The 20,511-nt window shown below is 44.3% G+C and carries 21 protein-coding genes and 1 pseudogene; 13 read left to right on the forward strand and 9 right to left on the reverse strand.

Going from position 1 to position 20,511, the window contains the following annotated elements; all coding sequences use genetic code 11:
• The 4 genes from hflK to A3763_RS07960 form a co-directional block, all read left to right on the forward strand.
• Window positions 1-1,196 (forward strand): FtsH protease activity modulator HflK (gene hflK, locus A3763_RS07945; RefSeq protein ID WP_369823100.1); only part of this gene is annotated, 1,196 nt, incomplete at its 5' end.
• The gene (hflC, locus tag A3763_RS07950) at window positions 1,197-2,069 is read left to right on the forward strand and encodes a protease modulator HflC (RefSeq protein WP_068513442.1); all 873 of its coding nucleotides are present in this window, start codon (window positions 1,197-1,199) and stop codon (window positions 2,067-2,069) included.
• A gap of 206 nt (window positions 2,070-2,275) precedes the next feature.
• A complete protein-coding gene (locus A3763_RS07955; protein ID WP_068513439.1) occupies window positions 2,276-3,487 on the forward strand; it encodes an ATP phosphoribosyltransferase regulatory subunit in 1,212 nt (403 codons plus the stop codon).
• A gap of 114 nt (window positions 3,488-3,601) precedes the next feature.
• The gene (locus A3763_RS07960; RefSeq protein ID WP_068513457.1) at window positions 3,602-4,897 is read left to right on the forward strand and encodes an adenylosuccinate synthase; all 1,296 of its coding nucleotides are present in this window, start codon (window positions 3,602-3,604) and stop codon (window positions 4,895-4,897) included.
• 90 nt (window positions 4,898-4,987) lie between these two features.
• Here the strand turns inward: A3763_RS07960 and cmoB are convergent, their stop codons facing one another.
• The 7 genes from cmoB to A3763_RS07995 all read right to left on the reverse strand — a co-directional run bounded on the left by cmoB (window position 4,988) and on the right by A3763_RS07995 (window position 9,911).
• Window positions 4,988-5,974 carry a tRNA 5-methoxyuridine(34)/uridine 5-oxyacetic acid(34) synthase CmoB gene (gene cmoB / locus A3763_RS07965; RefSeq protein ID WP_068513437.1) on the reverse strand — a complete coding sequence of 329 codons (987 nt, stop codon included), beginning with the start codon at window positions 5,972-5,974 and terminating at the stop codon, window positions 4,988-4,990.
• A gap of 8 nt (window positions 5,975-5,982) precedes the next feature.
• A complete protein-coding gene (gene cmoA, locus A3763_RS07970) occupies window positions 5,983-6,723 on the reverse strand; it encodes a carboxy-S-adenosyl-L-methionine synthase CmoA (protein ID WP_068513432.1) in 741 nt (246 codons plus the stop codon).
• Window positions 6,723-7,079, reverse strand: a complete 357-nt coding sequence (locus A3763_RS07975) for a hypothetical protein (RefSeq protein WP_068553207.1) — start codon at window positions 7,077-7,079, stop codon at window positions 6,723-6,725. Before A3763_RS07975 ends, cmoA begins: the two co-directional genes overlap by 1 nt.
• 61 nt (window positions 7,080-7,140) lie before the next feature.
• Complete coding sequence (locus A3763_RS07980; protein WP_068513426.1) at window positions 7,141-8,136, reverse strand: serine/threonine protein kinase; 996 nt, start codon at window positions 8,134-8,136, stop codon at window positions 7,141-7,143.
• A 74-nt stretch (window positions 8,137-8,210) separates the two neighbouring features.
• The gene (locus A3763_RS07985) at window positions 8,211-8,801 is read right to left on the reverse strand and encodes a sigma-70 family RNA polymerase sigma factor (RefSeq protein ID WP_082880414.1); all 591 of its coding nucleotides are present in this window, start codon (window positions 8,799-8,801) and stop codon (window positions 8,211-8,213) included.
• Between the two features lie 21 nt (window positions 8,802-8,822).
• Complete coding sequence (locus tag A3763_RS07990) at window positions 8,823-9,647, reverse strand: mechanosensitive ion channel domain-containing protein (protein WP_068513423.1); 825 nt, start codon at window positions 9,645-9,647, stop codon at window positions 8,823-8,825.
• Between the two features lie 21 nt (window positions 9,648-9,668).
• Window positions 9,669-9,911, reverse strand: coding sequence for a hypothetical protein (locus tag A3763_RS07995; RefSeq protein WP_068513420.1), 243 nt, complete (start codon window positions 9,909-9,911; stop codon window positions 9,669-9,671).
• Window positions 9,912-10,070: 159 nt separating this feature from the next.
• Here A3763_RS07995 and A3763_RS08000 point away from each other — a divergent pair, with 159 nt between their 5' ends.
• The 4 genes from A3763_RS08000 (at window position 10,071) to A3763_RS08015 (ending at window position 14,782) form a co-directional block, all read left to right on the forward strand.
• The gene (locus A3763_RS08000) at window positions 10,071-10,895 is read left to right on the forward strand and encodes a mechanosensitive ion channel family protein (protein WP_068513417.1); all 825 of its coding nucleotides are present in this window, start codon (window positions 10,071-10,073) and stop codon (window positions 10,893-10,895) included.
• A gap of 59 nt (window positions 10,896-10,954) precedes the next feature.
• On the forward strand, window positions 10,955-12,064 hold the full coding sequence (locus A3763_RS08005) for an OmpA family protein (RefSeq protein ID WP_082865138.1): 1,110 nt from the start codon (window positions 10,955-10,957) through the stop codon (window positions 12,062-12,064).
• 338 nt (window positions 12,065-12,402) lie between these two features.
• On the forward strand, window positions 12,403-13,512 hold the full coding sequence (locus A3763_RS08010) for an OmpA family protein (RefSeq protein WP_068507820.1): 1,110 nt from the start codon (window positions 12,403-12,405) through the stop codon (window positions 13,510-13,512).
• 139 nt (window positions 13,513-13,651) lie between these two features.
• Window positions 13,652-14,782, forward strand: a complete 1,131-nt coding sequence (locus A3763_RS08015; RefSeq protein ID WP_068513414.1) for an NAD(P)/FAD-dependent oxidoreductase — start codon at window positions 13,652-13,654, stop codon at window positions 14,780-14,782.
• Window positions 14,783-14,805: 23 nt separating this feature from the next.
• Here A3763_RS08015 and A3763_RS08020 read toward each other — a convergent pair whose 3' ends face one another.
• Both A3763_RS08020 and A3763_RS30075 read right to left on the reverse strand, forming a co-directional pair.
• Window positions 14,806-15,306 carry a ComF family protein gene (locus A3763_RS08020; RefSeq protein ID WP_156490357.1) on the reverse strand — a complete coding sequence of 167 codons (501 nt, stop codon included), beginning with the start codon at window positions 15,304-15,306 and terminating at the stop codon, window positions 14,806-14,808.
• 39 nt (window positions 15,307-15,345) lie between these two features.
• Window positions 15,346-15,579: pseudogene (locus A3763_RS30075) on the reverse strand (double zinc ribbon domain-containing protein); the annotation flags it as partial.
• A gap of 65 nt (window positions 15,580-15,644) precedes the next feature.
• On the opposite strand from A3763_RS30075, the gene bioB reads away from it, so the two are divergent.
• The 5 genes from bioB to bioD all read left to right on the forward strand — a co-directional run bounded on the left by bioB (window position 15,645) and on the right by bioD (window position 20,372).
• The gene (gene bioB / locus A3763_RS08025; protein ID WP_068513447.1) at window positions 15,645-16,715 is read left to right on the forward strand and encodes a biotin synthase BioB; all 1,071 of its coding nucleotides are present in this window, start codon (window positions 15,645-15,647) and stop codon (window positions 16,713-16,715) included.
• 108 nt (window positions 16,716-16,823) lie between these two features.
• Complete coding sequence (bioF, locus tag A3763_RS08030) at window positions 16,824-18,038, forward strand: 8-amino-7-oxononanoate synthase (RefSeq protein ID WP_068553262.1); 1,215 nt, start codon at window positions 16,824-16,826, stop codon at window positions 18,036-18,038.
• On the forward strand, window positions 18,031-18,798 hold the full coding sequence (locus tag A3763_RS08035) for an alpha/beta fold hydrolase (RefSeq protein WP_068511407.1): 768 nt from the start codon (window positions 18,031-18,033) through the stop codon (window positions 18,796-18,798). The genes bioF and A3763_RS08035 overlap by 8 nt, the downstream gene beginning before the upstream one ends.
• Complete coding sequence (gene bioC, locus A3763_RS08040) at window positions 18,795-19,586, forward strand: malonyl-ACP O-methyltransferase BioC (RefSeq protein ID WP_068511408.1); 792 nt, start codon at window positions 18,795-18,797, stop codon at window positions 19,584-19,586. The genes A3763_RS08035 and bioC overlap by 4 nt, the downstream gene beginning before the upstream one ends.
• A gap of 81 nt (window positions 19,587-19,667) precedes the next feature.
• A complete protein-coding gene (gene bioD / locus A3763_RS08045) occupies window positions 19,668-20,372 on the forward strand; it encodes a dethiobiotin synthase (protein ID WP_068509783.1) in 705 nt (234 codons plus the stop codon).
• Window positions 20,373-20,511 lie beyond the last annotated feature (139 nt).

Below are 20,511 nucleotides of genomic sequence, written 5' to 3' on the forward strand. Positions count from 1 at the left end.
TAAAAAATGTAACGGAGTCTTCTATGGCCTGGAATGAGCCGGGTGGTAATCGTAATGATAACGACCCTTGGGGTTCTAATAATCGAGGGAATAAAGGCGGCAATAATCAAGGGCCACCTGATCTCGATGAAGCTTTAAAACAACTGATGGATAAGCTGAATGGCTTGTTTGGTTCAGGCCCGAAAAAAACTGGTGGCTCTTCTGGCGGTTCAAGCCAGGGTGCTGGTGGTGTATTTATTTTGGCATTGATTGCGCTGGTCATCTTTTTAGGCTTTAAGTCATTTTATACCATTGATGAGCAGGAAAGAGGCGTTGTCCTTCAATTAGGTAAGTACAACCGAACCTTGGACCCGGGCTTACGCTTTGTGATTCCTGTTGTCGAGAAGGTCATTCCTGTAAACGTAACTAATGTTCGAAATGCCGAGTTGAAGCAAGAAATGCTGACTCAGGATGAGAACGTGGTTCAGGTTGAACTAAACGTTCAGTATACGGTATCGGACCCAGTAGCATTTGCTTTACGCGTTGAAGATCCAGAGCGTAGTTTACAACATGCTGCTGAATCAGCATTACGGCATGAAGTGGGTAGTACAGATTTGAACCCAATTCTAACGGCTGGCCGTGCTGTGCTTGCAGAAAATGCGCGAACGCGTCTGCAAAGCTTTATGGATTCCTACGACACGGGTGTTAACGTTAGTATTGTTAACGTTAAAGAAGCGCGTGCACCTGCTGCTGTTCAGTCAGCCTTTGATGATGTTCAAAAGGCTAATCTGGATAAAGAGCGTTATGTAAACGAAGCAGAGGCTTATGCCAACACCGTTGTTCCCGAAGCGCGTGGTAAGTCTCAGCGAATGTTAGAAGAAGCGAACGCATATAAAGAGCAGGTTATCTCTCAGGCACAAGGTGAGGCTGATCGTTTTAAGAAGTTACTTGTTGAATATAAAAAAGCGCCAGAAGTTACCAGAGACCGTTTATATCTTGACGCAATCTCATCGGTATACAGCAATAGCAGTAAAGTCTTGGTGGATGTAGAAGGCGGCAACAATATGATGTATTTGCCTTTGGATAAGCTAATGTCTAACCGCTCTGTTAGTCTATCAAATGATGATAGCGTAGATCAGTCTGTGTCAGATATTGCAGACCAAGTTATTGAGGAGCTTCGTTCAAGAAACAACCGTACATCCAGGGAGAGCAGATAAATGTCTAAGTCTTCATTATTATCTTTGATTTCATTACTGGTTGTTGTCGTTGTTCTATCTGCATCGATTTATGTAGTAGATGAGCGAGAAGTGGGTATCAAGCTTCAGTTTGGTGAAATCGTTGAAACAAACATTCAGCCAGGTGTGCACTTCAAGATGCCTTTCTTTCAGAATGTTCGTTTGTTTGATGCGCGTCTTCTAACCTTAGATGCACAGCCAGCACGTTTTCTTACCGTGGGTAAGAAATTTGTAATCGTTGACTCTTTCATTAAGTGGAAGATTGTCGATGTTAAAGCTTATTACAAGGCAACAGCGGGTAATCGTTGGCAAGCCACGACCTTGTTGGCGAACTCAACCAACAAAGGCTTACGAGACGAATTTGCATCTCGCAGCTTAACTGAGGTGGTATCGGGTGAGCGTGATCAGTTGATGAGTATCATTACCAAGAAGCTAAATGAGCAAACGGTTAGTGAGTTTGGTATTCAAGTGGTCGACGTGCGTGTGAAAGGAATTGACCTGCCTGAAGATTTGAGTAAAAACGTATACCGTCGTATGGCGACTGAGCGTGAGCGGGAAGCAAGAGAAACTCGTTCGCAGGGTAAGGAGCTAGCAGAAGGTATTAAGGCAAACGCCGATCGTCAAAAGATTGTACTGGAAGCTGATGCTTATCGTAAGTCGGAAGAAATACGTGGTGAAGGTGATGCCATTGCTGCAAACACCTATGCTGAAGCCTTCAATAAGGACCCAGAGTTCTATTCTTTTACGCGTAGTTTGAAAGCTTATACAGATACATTCTCTGGTAAAGATGATGTCTTGCTGCTTAAACCAGATAGCGACTTCTTTAAGTATATGAAGAAGCCTGACGCGAAGTAATCTAAGTTAATTTCGCTCTATCAAAACGCGAATAGATAAGTTCTATTCGCGTTTTTTTATGCTTTTTGCAAACATTGGTTTTTTTGTGCGCAATAAAACTGTAAAATCGCGTGCTTTTGGGTCTTCTAGAATTTGAAGGCCAATTTCAGCCCTTATTTTGCTGAAATAATGTTGTTTGATAAGACTGTCCATAAGAGAGAATTTGCATGAGTGTGTCTGAACGCTGGTTACTGCCAGATGGGGTTGATGAACTGCTGCCACCAGAAGCGTGGAAAGTAGAGCAGATGCGCCGGTCGATGCTCGATATTTATGCTTCCTATGGTTACGAGCTGGTATCACCGCCGCTTATAGAGTATTTAGAGTCATTGTTGACGGGGACTGGAAACGAGTTAGATTTACAGACGTTTAAGGTGACCGATCAGCTCACAGGCCGTTTGATGGGGGTACGCTCTGATATAACGCCTCAGGTAGCAAGAATTGACTCGCATATGCTTAAAACTAACGGTATTAGCCGACTATGCTATGCAGACACCGTGCTACATACTAGACCTGCACACATGCTTACTAACCGCTGTCCGATGCAAATTGGCTGTGAATTATTCGGTGAGAAAAGCCAGGCGGCAGACCTTGAAGTAATTTCTTTGATGCTAGATACGCTAAATGCCGCTCAGGTAGGTCGTATACATATTGATCTGGCGCATGTCGGAATTTACCGAGGGCTGTTAGAATCTGCAAGCTTTGATGAAAGTACTGAAATTAAAGTGTTTGATGCACTTAGTCGAAAATCTATACCTGAATTGGACGCTTTAGCTCAAGCAGATGATGCAAATAAAGAGATAATTTTACTTATTAGAGATATTGCCAACCTAAGTGGTGGTGTTGAGTCTCTAGAAAAAATTCGTCAAAGTGTTGAGCGTTTAAAGCTAAGCGCTAACGAAGGTATTGTTTCCGCTATTGCTGAGCTGCAGAGAATTATTGATCAAATTCAGCTTCGTTTTGATGGTGTTGAAATCGGGATCGATTTTTGTGAGTTACGTGGATACAGCTATCATACTGGTATTTTGTTTTCAGCGTTCAGCTTGGGTTATGGATATGCCTTAGCGAAAGGTGGCCGCTACGATGATATCGGTAAAGGTTTTGATCATGGTCGGGACGAACGTTCGCGTCCTGCTACCGGCTTTAGCGCAGATCTAAAAGCTATTTTGAAAGTCTCTAGCTTGGCTGCAGAAACGCCTGAAAAGGAAAGAGTCTTTGCACCTCTGTCTGATGATAAAAAATTGCATAGTGAGGTAGCAGCGCTACGTAAGTCCTATCAGGTAGTTCAAGCGTTAAATGCTGCAGATACTGCGAAAGGGTATTCTTGTAGCAAACAGCTGGTATTAAAAGATCAACAATGGGCTCTTGAGCCTGTTGGCTAGTGTTATTTCGGGCGGCTAAGATAGCGGTCCATTCAGTTTAAAGGCTTGTCAGTATCTTGTTTAGCTGGCAATTAGCAATAAAAGCATTGTGCTTTTTCTATGAGAAGAGAAGTTATGGGTAAGAATGTTGTCATTTTGGGCACCCAATGGGGTGACGAAGGCAAAGGTAAAATCGTTGACTTATTAACAGATCAGGTTGCGACGGTAGCGCGATTCCAGGGTGGCCATAATGCCGGTCATACACTGGTAATTGACGGGGAAAAGACAGTATTACATTTGATTCCTTCCGGAATTCTACGTGATAACGTTACTTGTCTGATTGGTAATGGCGTCGTGCTTGCTCCTGATGCTCTTATCAAGGAAATGACTGAACTTGAAGAAAAAGGTGTGCCGGTTAAGGAGCGCTTAAAGCTGAGTTTGGCTTGCCCATTAATTTTGCCTTATCACGTTGCGCTTGATCAAGCGCGAGAGATAGCGAAAGGTGCTGATAAGATCGGTACGACTGGTCGCGGAATCGGCCCAGCGTATGAAGATAAAGTTTCTCGTCGAGGTCTAAGGTTAGGTGACTTGGTTGATGCAGAAAACTTTGCTAAAAAGCTTAAAGAAATTATGGAATACCACAACTTTGTATTGGAAAACTTCTACAAAGTTGAGCCTGTAGATTATCAAAAGACGCTTGATGATGTGCTTGAGATGGCGAAGGTTCTTTTACCGATGGCGGTTGATGTCACGGACGAGCTTCACGCATACCGTAAAGCGGGTGAGAATATCTTGTTTGAGGGTGCCCAGGGCTCCTTGCTAGATATTGACCACGGTACCTACCCATTTGTAACATCTTCAAATACGACCGCAGGTGGCACGGCGACCGGTAGTGGTTTCGGTCCTATGTACCTTGATTACGTACTGGGTATTACTAAAGCTTATACAACTCGAGTTGGTTCTGGTCCATTCCCAACAGAGTTGTTTAATGATCAAGGTCGTCATCTTGCCGAGAAAGGCCATGAGTTTGGTGCAACCACTGGTCGTCCACGTCGTTGTGGTTGGTTTGACGCGGTTGGTTTACGTCATGCTATTCAGATCAATTCGGTGTCTGGTATTTGTTTGACCAAACTTGATGTACTAGATGGTCTTGAAGAGATTCAGGTTTGTGTAGGTTATAAGACTAAAGCGGGTGAAGAATTAACACGCCCACCGCTTGATGGTCGAGGTTATGAAGATCTGGAACCTGTATTTGAGTCGCTACCTGGTTGGTCAGAAAGCACTTTAGGTGTGCAGAAACTAGAAGACCTTCCTGAAAATGCTCGAAGCTATATCAAGTACATTGAAGAGAAGATTGAAGCGCCTGTTGATATTATTTCAACCGGCCCTGATCGTGTTGAGACGATTGTGCTGAGACATCCTTTCGACTGATTTAGCTAATCAATACTTAAAAAGCCTGATTGCTTTATGCTTTCAGGCTTTTTTTATGAGCGAGTGTTTTGAGTTGAGAGTGACTACAAGCTATTTTTTATTTGCAATGAAAGTCGCACGCAAAGGGGCAGGGTAGCCTTCAAGCGTTTTGCTCTGGTCTGTTGGGTCTAGGAAGTCCTTTAAGGATTGGAACTTCATCCAGTCCGTGCTTCGCTGCTCTTCAGTTGAGGTGATGTTGCTCTCTACACAGCGAATATTAGTGAAACCGGCTCGCCTTAGCCATAAGCTCAGGGTTTCTTTAGTTGGTAGATACCAGACGTTTCGCATCATGGCGTAACGATCCTCTGGCATTAGACTATAGCCTAGCTCACCTTCACAAATGAGCGTTTCCAGCACCAGTTCGCCGCCCTGGCGCAAGGTCCCCTTGAGCTCCAATAGGTGATCGATAGGTGAGCGGCGATGGTAAAGCACGCCCATTGAGAAAGTTGTGTCAAAGGCCTCTAGCTGTGGTGTCACATCTTCCATTCGTACTGGGAGCAAATGGATGGGTGCTTGAGGGCCACAATATTTCTTTAGAGTCTCGAACTGTAGTAAGAATAAAAAGTTCGGGTCGATCCCAATAACATTTTGTGCGCCTTCGCCCAACATACGCCAGCAGTGATAACCAGAACCGCAGCCTACATCGAGTATAATCCGGTTTTTTAAGGGGGTGATGTGGTCTTTGATACGTTCCCATTTCCAGTCTGATCGCCACTCCGTATCGATATGAACGCCGAATAAGTCATAGGGTCCTTTTCGCCAGGGTATTAAACCTCTAAGTGCTTGTTCAAGCTGTTTAAACGTATCACTATTTAGGCCTTCCTTGCTGTCGGCACCAACACGTGAAGCATCTAGATTGACGATGTCGGAGTTTAAAACTGGCAGAGAATGATAGGCCTCCAACCAACGCTTTAAGTCACCATGAGGCTTTTCTTGAAGCTTATGTTTGAGTAGGGGGATTAAAGTCTCCAACCAGGGTTCGAGCTTGTTGCTGCGCATGAAAGCAAATAAGTCGTCATAGAGAGGGTAGAAATCCATCGTTATACCTAAGCTGCTTTAATCGCTATCAGCGACATAAAGTTGAAACATTGATACCAAAGGTGGGAGTGAGTAAACCCGGCCTCTTTCAAACGCGCTTGATGGGCTTCTAGGGTGTCTGGCATTAGTACCTTTTCAAGGGCGCTTCGCTTTTGGCTCACTTCCAGTTCACTATAGCCGTTTGCGCGTTTAAACAACCAGTGCAGTTCTTCTAGCTCGCTTTGCTCATTTTGATTGTCAAAACAGATCTTTTCGGAAAGAATTAGTACGCCACCCGGCTCCATTGCAGCATAGATATCTTTGAGGAGTTTTAAGCGCAATGCAGGGTCAACAAACTGCAGGGTGAAATTTAACGTCACGACTGAGCAAGGTTGAAACGCCAGCTCTGTGATATCCTTACACACAAGTTCAACGGGAGTTTCTTCGTTATCTATTTTGATATAGTGGTTGCAGCGATCAAGCATCGACTCTGAGTTATCGACGGCGATGAGTTGGCAACTTTTGTCTCTTAAGCCATGGCGCATAGCAAGTGTTGATGCACCTAGGGAACAACCCAGGTCATAACATGCTGAATCGTTCTGAGCGTAGCGCTCAGTGATGAGACCGATCATCGGAATTATCGTGGTGTAACCGGGAACCGAGCGACGGATCATGTCAGGGAAAACTCGGGCAACTGCTTCGTCAAACTTGAAGTCGCCTACGCTATCAAGCGCTTGAGAAAAAATAGTGTCAGGTTTTTGTTCAGTCATTACTTGCTTACCAGTTCTCCACAGCGTACACCGCGATTTTTATAATCGACTAACAAACCCTGCATGCCATCATTTTTATCTGACTGGATAAATAAATAGCCTTGATGACAAACGGCTGTTTGGTTTGAAGGTTTGTGAGAAAGTCGGTATTCGCCTTGATCAAGTTTTTCTATAAAAATAGCTTTATATTCAGCGACAGGGTAGTCATCTTTTTGTTTGTTATGCTGAATGAGCCCATTTTGTTCCAAAGTGAAAAAGGTTACGAAAACTGTTATGAAAATGGCGATGACAAGTGTCGACTTTTTTACCTTGTCTTGCTCTTCTATTTCTTGATCGTTTGGTGCTTGTTCGTTCATTGTTTGTTCCAGTAATAATCTTAGCGGCCTAGTTTATGCGATGCGTGACTGAAGACAAGTCTTAGTAAGCTTGGAGCTTCAGTGGTGGTTCATCCAAAATTGATAGCTGCTCTCTCAGCTCAAGTATATGTGATGACCAATAGCGCTCGGTATTGAACCAAGGAAAGTGCATTGGAAATGCAGGGTCGGTCCAGCGACGTGATAACCAGGCAGCATAATGCATCATACGCAAAGTACGTAGGGTCTCGATAAGTTTGAGCTGGCGCGTATCAAACTCGCAGAACTCTTCATAGCCTTCAACCAGCTCGATCATTTGCTGGGTTTGTTGATGCCGGTCTCCTGAAAGCATCAACCATAGATCCTGAATTGCAGGGCCATTCAGGCAATCATCAAAATCGACAAAGTGTGCTTGGTCTTCACGCCAAAGAATATTGCCAATGTGGCAGTCGCCGTGAAGTTTAATCGGGTTGAATGGGCAGCTCTTCCATATATGTTGCATCTTATCAATCAGGTCTTGGCTTAAGGTTTCGTATGCCGGTCGAAGCGATCTGGATAGAAAGTCGTTGTCTAGCAAGAACTGTCTGCTCTTGATCGCCCAGTTTTCGATGCAAAAGTTTTGACGGTGCTTAAAGGTTTCTGCGTTACTGACCTGGTGTATTCGGCCGATGTTACAACCGATTCGGTAGAGTGTGTCGGGTATTTCAATCTCGGGTGCATATCCGCCTTGGCGCTTAAATAATGCAAAACGGAAATCTTGGTAATCGTGAAGTGTGCTGCCATTTATTAGCATCGGTGGGACGACAGATATGTCGTTTTCTAGCAAGCTTCTGGTAAATTCATGCTCTTCAAGAATGGCTTCAGTCGTCCAGCGTTGGGGGCGATAAAACTTAGCGATAATAGGCGTGCCATCTTCAATTCCTACCTGATAGACCCTGTTCTCATATGAGTTAAGGCTAAGGATGCGAGAGTCGCTAAATAGCCCGATTGACTCGACTGCGTCGAGTACGAAGTCGGGTGTAAGTTGTGCGTAAGGATGTTCGTTATCAGGTGAACTCAAGGTGTCTTGTCTCTTAGAGAATCGTCTAGGTTAAATACCGCTATTGTAGCATGGGAGGCGGCTTAGTGGCGGACTTAGTGTTGATATGCTTTCATGTGCTCTTTCAGTGCTTCCTGAGCTCGATAAAGGCGCATCTTAGTAGCACTTAGTTTTAGGTCACAGACTTCGGCCACTTCTTCGATGCGTAATTCTGCTGTGTAACGTAGGGTTAGAATTTCTCGTTCTTTAGGTGCTAATAATTGCATTGCGCTATCGAGGTCGCGTTTTGTGGTGTTGATGGTGCTTGTTCTTTCTTGGCTTGGATCATCTGTTAACATTGCTTGCAGTTCTCGGGTGCGTTTACGCTTGTCTGCAGCACTCAAGCAGGTATTCGTGGCAATTCTAGCGATCCAGGTTTTAAAACTGGAGCGACCCTCGAATTTGACTAGCGAGTGGAAAACTTTAAGCATGACTTCCTGCGATACATCATCAGCATCATCAAGATTTCCGAGCATCTTCAGGCAAATATGAAAGACCAGCTTTTCGTATTTTCGAATAAGCTTTTCGTATGCACAGGTACGATAGGGCAGCTCTTCCTGTGCTTGGGTGACCCACTCATTGTCAGGGTCATTATTGGCAGGAAGAGCTACATGGTTGTGCTTGGTTTCTACGCTATTAAGCGTCATGCTAGTAATTGGTAAGCAGAGTTATTGCGATAGAATCTCCACTTGAGAATCAATTAGTTTACTGTTGGGGATTGTGATTTTGCGGCCGTCTTCAGTTTCTATAATCAGCGCAGTAGAGCAGATCTCAATTACTTCACCAGAAACGTTATCAACCTTAATTTTGTTACCCGGAACATATAGTTCACGAGCATAAACGCCTGCAACGACATTTCCGGCAACATGTTTTGTGCCTAAACCGAGTGCAAGTGCAACTGCTCCTGCAGCAGAGAGCAAAAAGATAATAACAACCTGGTTTAGCAAATCGGTTTCAATCTCTAGTTGGTTGATCGCCAGTGACACTACAATGATAACAATTAGCGCATAAATAATTCCGCCAATTGTACGTTCATAACCTAGGTTAATGCTGGCAAGTGAGGCCTCAATGGCAGTTCGCACAAGTCCTGCAATGAATAAACCGATCAAGGTTAGAATAAGAGCGCTAATCACTTTTGGTATATACAGCACGAAGTGATCAATGGTGGCGGAGACTCTATCCAGGCCTAAAGCATCTGAAGCAGAGATGATAAATGTGAGAAATACAAGCCAGTAAATTATCTTAGATAGCAGTATTGACGGCCCTGAGCTCATGCCTGCTTTCTTCAGTGCAACATCAATGCCCGCTGTTTCGGCTAAGCGGTCAAGGCCGATTTTTGAAAATAGCTTTGCTATGGCTCCGGCTAGAAATTTAGCGACAAAGTATCCACCTATCAGTAGGCCTAGTGCGGTGAGTAGGCTAGGTAAGAATTCAGCGATCTTAGCCCATAGTATCATCGGATCGGCTAGGGTTTCTTTCATTGCTTCGAGCATTACTAACTCCTGATAGGTCGCTTAGGTCTGTTGGTCAGACTGATTGTTCTTGGGAGCAAGTTGGTCACTATTTTTAAGTGCCAAGTTTGCGAACATCGGGGCAAACAACTCAGCCATGGTTACCCATATTTTGACCAGCGCAAAGCTCATCGTGTCGTGTTGACTTGTTTGGGTGCGTGTCTTCTGGAGTACCGATTTTATGTTGTCAGATTTTGGTTTTTCATCGGATTTGAACAGTGCGTCAAGATCGTCGAGGTCATCCATAGTGTTGGTCTCAATTTGAATTGATGAAATTACAGAAATTATGACATAAGTCGATAAAAGAAAGTCACAAAATAAAATTAAAAAATAAATTGTGACTTTTGGCTTTCTTAGGAGTGTAATTTGATGGAATTAAAACTAAAAGGTATTAGGAGATAAATAATGGAACAGCAACTACAGGATATTTGGAAGCAGGTAGAAGAGCCCGTCATGCTTTATGGAGGGCAGGTAGTATTAGCGATACTGTCTTTAATTATTGGCTGGTGGATTGTTAACAGGATTTCGTCGCTGGTAAATAGTAGTCTGCATAAGAATATGCCAGATGAAACGTTGGCAAAATTCTTCTCAAGCGGTGTCGAAATAGTTTTAAAAGTATTGCTCGTAATTAGTGTTGCCTCAATGGTCGGAATTGAAACGACATCGTTTGTAGCTGTGCTTGGTGCTGCGAGTTTGGCAGTGGGCCTTGCCTTACAAGGGAGTCTTTCTAACTTTGCGGGTGGTGTCATGATTCTAATATTCCGCCCAATACAGGTGGGTGAATACATTAGTGCACAAGGCCATGAAGGAACCGTCAAGGATATCGGTATATTTGTAACAACCTTACTGACCTTGGATGAGCGTATTATAATCGTGCCAAACGGGCCCTTGGCCAATGGTTCCATTACTAATTATTCCCGTAACGAAACACGCGCTGTTGAGATCGCGATCGGTATTAGTTACTCTGACAATATAAGAGAAGCAAAAGAAGCAATGGAATTAGTGTTGCGAACCGATCAGCGGGTGCTTGATAATAAAAATAATTTGGTAGGCGTATCGAATTTAGGTGACAGTTCGGTTGATTTTCTGGTTCGTGCTTTTGTTCGCTCGGAAGACTACTGGAGCTTTTACTTTGACGCGAGACCGTTACTTAAGCAAGCTGTTGAAGAAGCTGGTGCAACAATACCTTTCCCTCAGCGCGATATTCATTTGCTCAAAGAAAGTGCCTAAATATAGTTACATATACGAATTAATAGTTTTAGATAAATGAGAGTTCTGGAGAACTGATTATGAAGAAGAATTTACTACTTGCGGGTGTCCTTGCTGCTGGCGTATCAACTGCAACTGTCGCTGACGAATATCCAAATTTTGAGGCATTTTTAGGGGGGGCTTTTTACCACCATGATGACGACCGCTCATTTGATGACGCATTTAGCCTGGAAGGTGGTATTGAACTTCCTGTAAACGAAGTGATGTCTCTTGAAGCATGGTTATCTGCTTATGAGGTTGAAGGGAAATATAGTGGTGCTGAGCTTGATGCAGAGCGCATCAATCCCGGTCTGTTGTTCCATTTGAAGCGTGGTGATGTGCGTCCATTTATTTCTGCTGGTTTCAGTCATTTAGAATATGAAACAGAGGGTGGCGATGACCACAGTGAGTCATTGATCAATTTAGGTGTGGGTGTTAAAAAGTACTATGACTCAAACTTGATTCTTCGAGCTGAAGTGCTTGCGATGAATAGCCTGGATAACGAAGTGCTGGATGTTGGTGCTCGCTTAGCTGTTGGTTATGCATTTGGTCGTGATGTCGCGCCAGCAATGATGGTGGAAGCACCTGTCATCACTCCTGTTAAGCAAGTGGTTCAGAAGCAAGAGCCTGCTCCCGTTAAAGAGGAAGTTAAGCCAGCGCCAGTTCAAAAGGTAGTGATCAAAGACTCTGACAAAGATGGCGTAGCGGACAACATCGATAAGTGCGCGGGTACTAATGCTGCGTTTAAGGTCGATGCGTCGGGATGTCCCGTCATGCTGACAGAAACTGTTTCTATCCAGATGGATGTCAAGTTCCCGTCAAATAGCTCTATACTTTCTAAGGATAACTACCCGGAAATCGAGAAAGTTGCCGAGTTTATGCAGCAGTTTGAGAAAACTGTTGTGACCGTAGAAGGGCACTCTGATGATCGCGGTAATGATGCATACAACAAAGCTTTATCGCAGCGTCGTGCAGATTCTGTAAGTAAGGTTTTGACTGATAAGTTTGGTTTGCCTGCTGCTCGTGTTAAGTCTGTAGGTTTTGGTGAGGAGCAGCCTATTGCTGATAATGCTACATCTGAAGGTAGAGCGGCTAACCGTCGTGTTGTAGCGGTAGTTGAATCAAGTATTAAGAAGGCTGCGACTAAATAAGCGCTTAATCAATATCGGCCTCATGGTTTGAAGGCCGATCTCTATCTTAAACCGCTCTGCACCGAAAAGTGCAGGGCGGTTTTTTGTGAGTGAGGGATAGTTTTAATTCTTCAGAAGGCGTTTTGAGTTAATATTTTTAGATCGAAGCGCTAACTGCCTAGCAAATGCGACAAAAGCGCATGGAATTGTATGAGATTCCTTGGTAAGTTTGCGCCTTAAAAGTAACGGGAATTGCATTAACAGTTAATCAGCGTCACCGAAGTTTGTACGAACGTATCAAGTTCTTTCCAATTATAATCTACGTGAGTTGTGGTGCGCGATTTAAGGATAGCCGAAACATGAACTTTAAAATCATACTTGCCTTATTGGCTTGCTTTTTAGCTCACCCCGTGAGTGCAGAATTTATTCGAGATGGTGAATTATATCTTGGTGCAGCAGGGTATTTGTTCGACTCAGATCGCAATCTTGAGGAAGGGCTTAGCTTTGAAGCTGGGTTTGAGCGACCATTAAGTAGTGACTTATCCTGGGACCTGTGGTTTTCCATGTATAACGCTGATGGCAAAAGGGGAGGTCCTGATAGCCGGACTAAACGTTTGTCTCCAGGCGTGCTCTATCACCTGAATGAGGGTAACACCCGAGCTTTCTTATCGGCGGGCATGGGCCATCAGAAGTTTGACTTGAAAAGTAGCAGCAAAGTAAAAGAAACTGCAATTCACTTGGGCTTAGGAGTAAAGGCCTATCAGGATACCAACTATATTTTTCGTGGTGAACTGTTAGCTTTGCATGGTGCCGATCATGAGCAAACAGACTTAGGTGTCAGAATGACTTTGGGTTATTCATTTGGTCGAGAGTTTATTCGAGAGGCTCCAGAGCCTGAACCAGAGCCAATTCCGGAACCAGAGCCGGAACCGGAGCCAGAGCCCGAACCAGAACCCGAACCAATACCGGAGCCTGAGCCTGAGCCTGAGCCAGAACCAACTGATGAAGATTTAGATGGTGTATTCGATGATACTGATTTGTGCCCTGGTACAAACCCATCATTCCGTGTAGATGAAACGGGTTGTGCCGTCATGTTGACCAAGCAGGTTGCAATTACCATGGATATTAAGTTTGCAGCGAAAAGTGATGAGTTAACGCTAGAATACTACCCGGAAGTTAAGAAGATCGCAGACTTTATGAAAGAAGTCGTATCAACGACTTTGACGGTGGAGGGACACACGGATTACCAAGGCAGTCGTCGGTACAATCTGAAGCTATCTCAACGTAGAGCTGAGTCTGTTAGGCGAGTATTGGTTGACGAGTTCGGCATCGCTGAAGAGCGAGTTGCCGCAAAAGGCTTCGGTGAGGAGCAGCCGATTGCAGACAACGAGACTGAAGATGGGCGCGCTAAAAATAGGCGAGTGGTCGCAGTGCTTGAGGCTCAGGTGACCAAAGAAGCATTGCGTTAAGTCAGCTCTAGTCTTTAGAGCAATAGTATGAGGGTCTACATGGGTCGAAGTTTCGGTCTTGTAGGCCTTTTTTGTTTAATGTAGGGTCATAGCTGCTCGCTAAAGGAGTTAAGAGAAGAATTGTGAGGCGCAAATAGCGATGGAACAGTTTAATGTGGATTGCCTGGTGATCGGAGCTGGAGTTGTTGGTTTAGCAATAGCGAGGCGAATAGCTCTTGAGGGTCGGGAAGTTTTGCTCGTCGATAAAGAATCCAGCATTGGCACGCAGACTTCTTCACGCAATAGTGAAGTGATCCATGCAGGAATATATTACCCAAAAGGTTCCTTAAAAGCTCAGCTATGCGTGGCTGGGAAAGAAATGTTATATGACTATTGTGCTAAGCATCACCTTCCTTTCAAAGCTTGTGGAAAATTGATTGTTGCGACAAGTGATGATCAGATAGCTCGTCTTCAGGAAATTAAAAACCAAGCTCAACTTAATGGTGTAGACGATCTTCGCTTCATCGGTTCTGTAGAACTTAATAAGCTAGAGCAAGCGATAGTGGGTAAAGCAGCCTTATTGTCGCCTTCGACAGGCGTTTTGGATAGTCATGCCTATATGCTTCAATTGCAGGCTGATCTTGAGGCAAACGGTGGTCAGTGCGTGTTTAACTCAGAGCTCCAGATAACCGGGCAGGATGAGGGTGGAGTTGAGCTTACTCTCAATGGCGGGGAGGCTCTGATAAGAACGAAGTGCTGCATCAACTCTGCAGGTCTAAATGCTCAGCCTCTTGTTAATGATTCTCCAGCCATTTCTATTGCCGAGTTACCGAAAGCTTTCTTTGCCAAAGGAAGTTACTTTGCTTATAGCGGCGCAGCTCCTTTTGATCATTTAGTCTATCCGGTTCCTGAGCCGGGAGGTCTGGGTGTTCATCTTACGCTTGATATGCAGGGAGCTGCTAAATTTGGCCCGGATGTTGAGTGGCTGGACGTGACTGATGTTGAGCACATTGACTATAAGGTGGACCCGAAAAAACGGGAGCAGTTTTACGCAGAGGTGAGTAAATATTGGCCTGAAGTAGAGCTCGATAAAATGCATGCTGATTACTCCGGTGTCCGGCCTAAAATTGTCCCTCCCGGAAACATGGCAGCTGACTTTTCCATACAAGGGCCTGCTGATCATGGTGTAGCAGGCTTAGTAAACTTACTTGGAATTGAGTCGCCAGGTTTAACATCTTCTTTGGCTATTGCAGAGTATATTTACTCTATTCTGAAGAAAGAAAAACTATAACATTACTCTTTATGGCTATTTGCCTAGCTGGCTTTTGGTGTTCTGGCCAGACTCCAGATATCAACGCGACTCGCCCCTTTATCAAGGAGTAATTGGCTACATATTTCGCTGGTCGCTTTTGTGGTCACGACGTCATCAACTAACACAATGTGTTTGTCTTTGACTACTTGAGGGTTATCTATAGTAAAACATCCTTTGAGGTTTATTAGTCGCTGAACTTTGTTAAGACTTTTTTGGTCGGCGCTCATCTTGGATTTAACTATCAACTTTGTATTTACGGCTAACTTTTGATGTTTCCCTAACAGTACTGCTAACGATTCGGCTTGATTGAATCCGCGCTCTTTGAGTTTATCCCTGTGCAATGGAATGGGAACGATAAAGTCTGGTTGGGGAAGGTCCTTATGGTAGAGCTCTAGGTAACGACAAAACTCGAGACCTAAGCTCTTCAGCCAATATTGTTCTCCAGATGATTTAACTCTATAAATGATGCTATTGATCGGGAAGGAATAGTTGAATGGCGCCACACATGTCTTGAACGGGGGAGGACTGCTAAGGCATTCTCCACAGATAAGCTCTTTACAACTCTCGCTATTCATTGGAAGCGAGCATTGCTTGCAGAATGTAACATTCCATTCCAAGTCCGCTAAGCAAGATTTGCAAATCGCTGATTTATTTAGAGTTATGGCGTCGCATAGTAAGCAAGGGGATTGAAAAATAATATCCAGAGCATGCCAGTTGTTAACCAAAAAATGAAATTTGGTTGACAACTTTTTGGTGAAGCTTATCATTACACTCATCCTTAAGCGTTGATGTATAAAGTTGACGCATGTTTTACCATGGTTTTGCACACGAGAACATACTTATGAGCGTACGACACGATTGGACTGCTGCCGAAGTTCAGGCTTTATTCGACTTGCCGTTTAATGATTTGATGTTTAAAGCGCAAGTTGTGCATAGAGACAATTTCGATCCCAACGAAGTTCAAGTGAGTACTTTGCTGTCGATCAAGACGGGTGCTTGCCCTGAGGATTGTAAATATTGCCCGCAGAGCGGACATTACAATACTGGCCTGGAAAAAGAGCGCTTGCTACAGGTTGAAAAAGTACTAGAGAAAGCCAAAGAAGCAAAAGCAAAAGGAAGTAGTCGTTTCTGCATGGGGGCCGCTTGGAAACACCCGAGTGATAAAGACCTACCTTATGTATTAGAAATGGTTAAAGGTGTTAAAGATATGGGGCTTGAGACCTGTATGACCTTGGGTAAATTAACCCAGGATCAGGCCGACCAGCTGGGCGATGCAGGCCTGGATTATTACAACCATAATTTGGATACCTCTCCCGAATATTACGATAAGATTATTACCACTAGAAGCTATCAGGATCGACTGGATACACTGTCTCATGTTCGTGACGCAGGTATGAAAGTCTGTAGTGGCGGCATCGTTGGTATGGGTGAAAAGGCAACTGATCGTGTAGGACTTTTTGTGCAGTTAGCAAACTTGCCAGTTCATCCTGAAAGTGTCCCCATCAATATGCTGGTTAAAGTGAAGGGAACGCCACTTGAAAACGTTGACGACTTGGATAAGTTTGAATTTATTCGTTGTATTGCTGTTGCACGTATCATGATGCCTAAGAGTCATGTGCGCCTATCTGCAGGGCGGGAAGCGATGTCAGATGAGATGCAGTCAATGGCATTTATGGCTGGAGCAAACTCAATTTTCTATGGTGAGTGCCTGTTGACTACTCCTAACCCTGAGTCTCATAAAGATATGCAATTGTTCAAGCGTTTGGGCTTACGCCCTGAACAGCGCATTGAAAAGTCTGATGCCGATCAGGAAGCTCAACTAAATAAGGCGATTGACGCAGAAGCTAATAAGCATTTGTTTTACGAAGCGGCTTCCCCAGCTGGAAATGAACAATCTCAATCACTTGTTTAATTTCTGATGGTTCGCAACGAGTGGTCTGCTTAATCAAATTAGGCCACTGATCCTTTCTTCTGAGTAGATAGGTTTTGTTAGCTGTATAAGCAGTAATTGGTTTAGTGTATGTCTATTTTTGAAGACCTTTGGCAGCAAGAGATTGACGCTCTAAAAGCTAAGAGTTTATTGCGTTCTCATCGCTTGCTAAGTTCGCCTCAGCAGATTGAACCGCTTGTTGATGGTCGTAAGCTTCTTTCCTTTTGTAGTAATGACTATCTAGGTTTAGCGAATCATACTGCGCTGAAGAAAGCAGCCAAATCCTGTATCGACAGGAGTGGTGTGGGCAGTGGCGCCTCGCATCTTGTCGTTGGGCATCATCAAGAACATGAAGCCTTAGAGTGCGAACTTGCAGAGTTTACCGGGCGTGATAAAGCGCTGGTTTTTTCTAGTGGCTATATGGCCAACTTGGCAGTGGTATCTACCCTGGTAGGAAAGGGCGACATTGTGCTGCAGGATAAGCTTAACCACGCCTCGCTTATAGATGGTGGCTTATTGAGTGGAGCTCGCTTTCAACGCTACTTACACAATGACGTTTCCAGCCTTAGTTCTCATTTAGATAAGCTCTCGACACGTAGTCAGCCGGTAGGTGTGAAACAAAGCAAGGCCTTAGTCGTCAGTGACGGCATATTCAGCATGGATGGAGATATCGCACCCCTGAAAGATATTGCAGCAACCTGCACTGCGCAAGGTGCCTTATTAATGGTTGATGACGCGCATGGCTTGGGTGTTATTGGTGAACAGGGAAAAGGCTCATGTAATGTATTTGGACTTGCTCAGAAAGACGTTCCTGTGTTGATGGGTACCTTTGGCAAAGCCTTTGGTACATCAGGTGCTTTTGTTGCTGGTTCAGAGCTTCTAATCGATTACCTGACTCAAGCGGCACGCCCTTATATTTATACAACAGCTATGCCACCGGCGATTGCGGCTGCAACACGAGCTAGTCTTGATCTGATTAAAAAAGCCGATCAGAAGCGAGCACATTTATCCTCTTTGATCACTTACTTTAGGCTTGAGGCACAAGCGCTAGGTTATTGTCTTGTTGAATCAAATAGTCCTATTCAGCCTTTGATTATCGGCAGTAGTGATGATGCTATCGCACTGTCAAACTTCCTGCTTAGTCAGGGCATACTGGTAACCGCTATTCGTCCTCCTACTGTTCCTGCTAATACCTCGCGCTTACGTGTGACCTTTAGTGCTGATCATGATCTAGCCCACGTTGAGCAACTGCTCGATGCCCTCAGTATGGCGATAGATTTAGGTATTGTGACACCAGATGTCTAAGCAAACTGTGCAACATATTGTGTTAGTGAATGGCTGGTCAGCGCCGACCTCGATGTGGGAAGACTTTTTTGCAGAAGGTTTTGACGGATATTCTATTGATGTCTTGAGTCTTGCTGGTCTGACATCCTTGGATGAATGTAGTCGAGCTATTGACGACTGTGTTCAGCCAGGAACGCTTGTTGCAGCTTGGTCTCTTGGTGGTCAGCTGGCTCTTAACTATTTGTCTAACTATAGTTCTGAAAAGTTACGTAAGGGATTTGTTGAAGGCGTGGCTCTTCTTCAATCGACCCCATGTTTCGTTAATCAGGATGGTTGGCCCTATGGCGTCACAACTGAAGACTTTGATTCGTTGCAGGGCTTGGTTGAGGCTGAAGAGTGGTCGCAGCTGGTTCGTCGTTTTTCCTTTTTACTGTTATCGGGAAGTCAGTACCGACACTTGGACAAAAAGTTCCTGCATTTAGTTTATACAGTGGAGTCGCTGCCGCCAAAATCTAGTTTAGAGTTTGGTTTAGGTTTACTGAAAAGCTTGGACTTAAGACAGTGCCTGGAAAATATATCAACTCCAATGTATTGGCTTCTAGGTAGTCATGACAGTCTAATCGCTCAAGACTTGGCAATCTATATCGAGAATCAAGTTGCTGAGAGTCCGGTAGCTAACGAATGTCGCGTAAAGGTAGTTAATGACATGGGGCATTTACCCTGTGCCAGGCATGCTATGGATATTAAAAAGCACTTGTTCTCGTTTTTGGAAACTCTATGACGATTGACTCGATAGAAAAATCCCAGATAGCCCGGTCTTTTGGTCGAGCTGCTGCCAGTTATGACTCAGTAGCGCATTTTCAACGTTGGACTGCTGATAGGCTCTTGAGTAAGATTTCCTTAAACGATTGCCGTCGAATGATTGACTTGGGCTGTGGTACCGGGTATTCGTCTGATAAGTTAAAGGAGAGATTTTCTTCCGCAGAGTATATGGGCGTTGATTTGTCGGTAGATATGCTCACTTATGCGCGTTCTCAGCATGCGGCTGATGGTCAGTTTTGGCTTGCTGGCGACGCCGAAAATTTACCAATAGCGTCCAGTAGCCATGACTTGGTTTTTTCCAGTTTAGCGATTCAATGGTGTGCCGACCTCCCAAAGATGTTTGCAGAAGTACAGCGAATATTAAAACCGGGTGGCATGTTTGCATTTTCTACCCTGATTGACGGTTCCTTGTTTGAATTAAAAGAAGCGTGGCACGAAGTTGATGAACTTCAGCATGTTAATGAGTTTGGTAGCTTTCAGGAGCATAAGCGGGCCTTGGATAATATAGCGTTTGATGTTCGCACCTTTAGTCAAGAGGCTAAAGTTCTTCGATACTCTTCAGTGCGGGAGTTAACTCGTGAGCTAAAAATGTTGGGAGCGCATAACATTACGGCTCATCGACCAACGGGAATGACAGGCAAGGCCAAGCTAAGAGACTTTGTTTCAGCTTATGAGGCGAAGCGTGTAGAAGGCGGTTATTTGCCCGCAACATATCAGGTTTTGTGGGGGGTATTGGTTAAAACGTAGTTTTAGCGTAGGTCTAGTAACTTAGCCTAGAAAACTGTAGCCAATAGACTGACTCAATATTAAAGAAATATAAGGTAATAGATGATGGCGAATGTATATTTTGTCGCGGGTACCGATACAGAAGTTGGAAAGACTTTTTCCAGCTGTGCTCTGTTGGCTGCTGCAAACTCGAAAGGCTTGAGTTCGATGGCTCTAAAGCCAATCGCTGCAGGTGCTGATGAGTATAAAGATGCTAATGATAAAGTAAGCATGCGAAATGAAGATGCTGTCGCCTTGATGTCACATATGTCGGTCGATCTACCGTACAGTCAAGTTAACCCAGTATTACTCAAAGAAGCAGCTTCGCCACATATTGCTGCTGCGCTTGAAAAGCGAACGCCAAGTGCATCGCGTATTACGGGTATCTGTCGTGGAGCGCTGATGAAGAAACCGGATTTCGCACTTATCGAAGGAGCAGGGGGGTGGCGGGTACCGATTAGCCCAAGAGAAACGATGGCTGACTTGGCACGACAGTTGAACTATAAAGTTATTCTAGTTGTTGGTTTGCGTTTGGGGTGTTTGAATCATGCGATGCTAAGTGCAGAGGCAATCAGAAGAGATGGCTTGGAGATAGCTGGTTGGGTTGCGAATAGTTTGTCGAGAGAAACAATGAGCTATGAAGCTGAAAATATAGCGACTTTAAGCTCGGCTTTAGGTGCACCGCTTATTGCTCACTTACCTTTTAGCGAGAGCGGTAAGCCTGAGGAGCTTTGTAAATATGTGAATCTGGACTGTCTAGATTTGTAAGGCTTTGATCAGGCTGGTTGAAAAACATACAGATATTTGCTTAAATAACATACATAAGGAGAGCAGTGTCTGAATTGCTCGAGTAATTAGTATTAGAGTGTTCGCAGAAAATAGTCACAATATTTGCTGAATTCTTTAC

The sequence above is a fragment of the Oleiphilus sp. HI0128 genome (genome assembly GCF_001635365.1).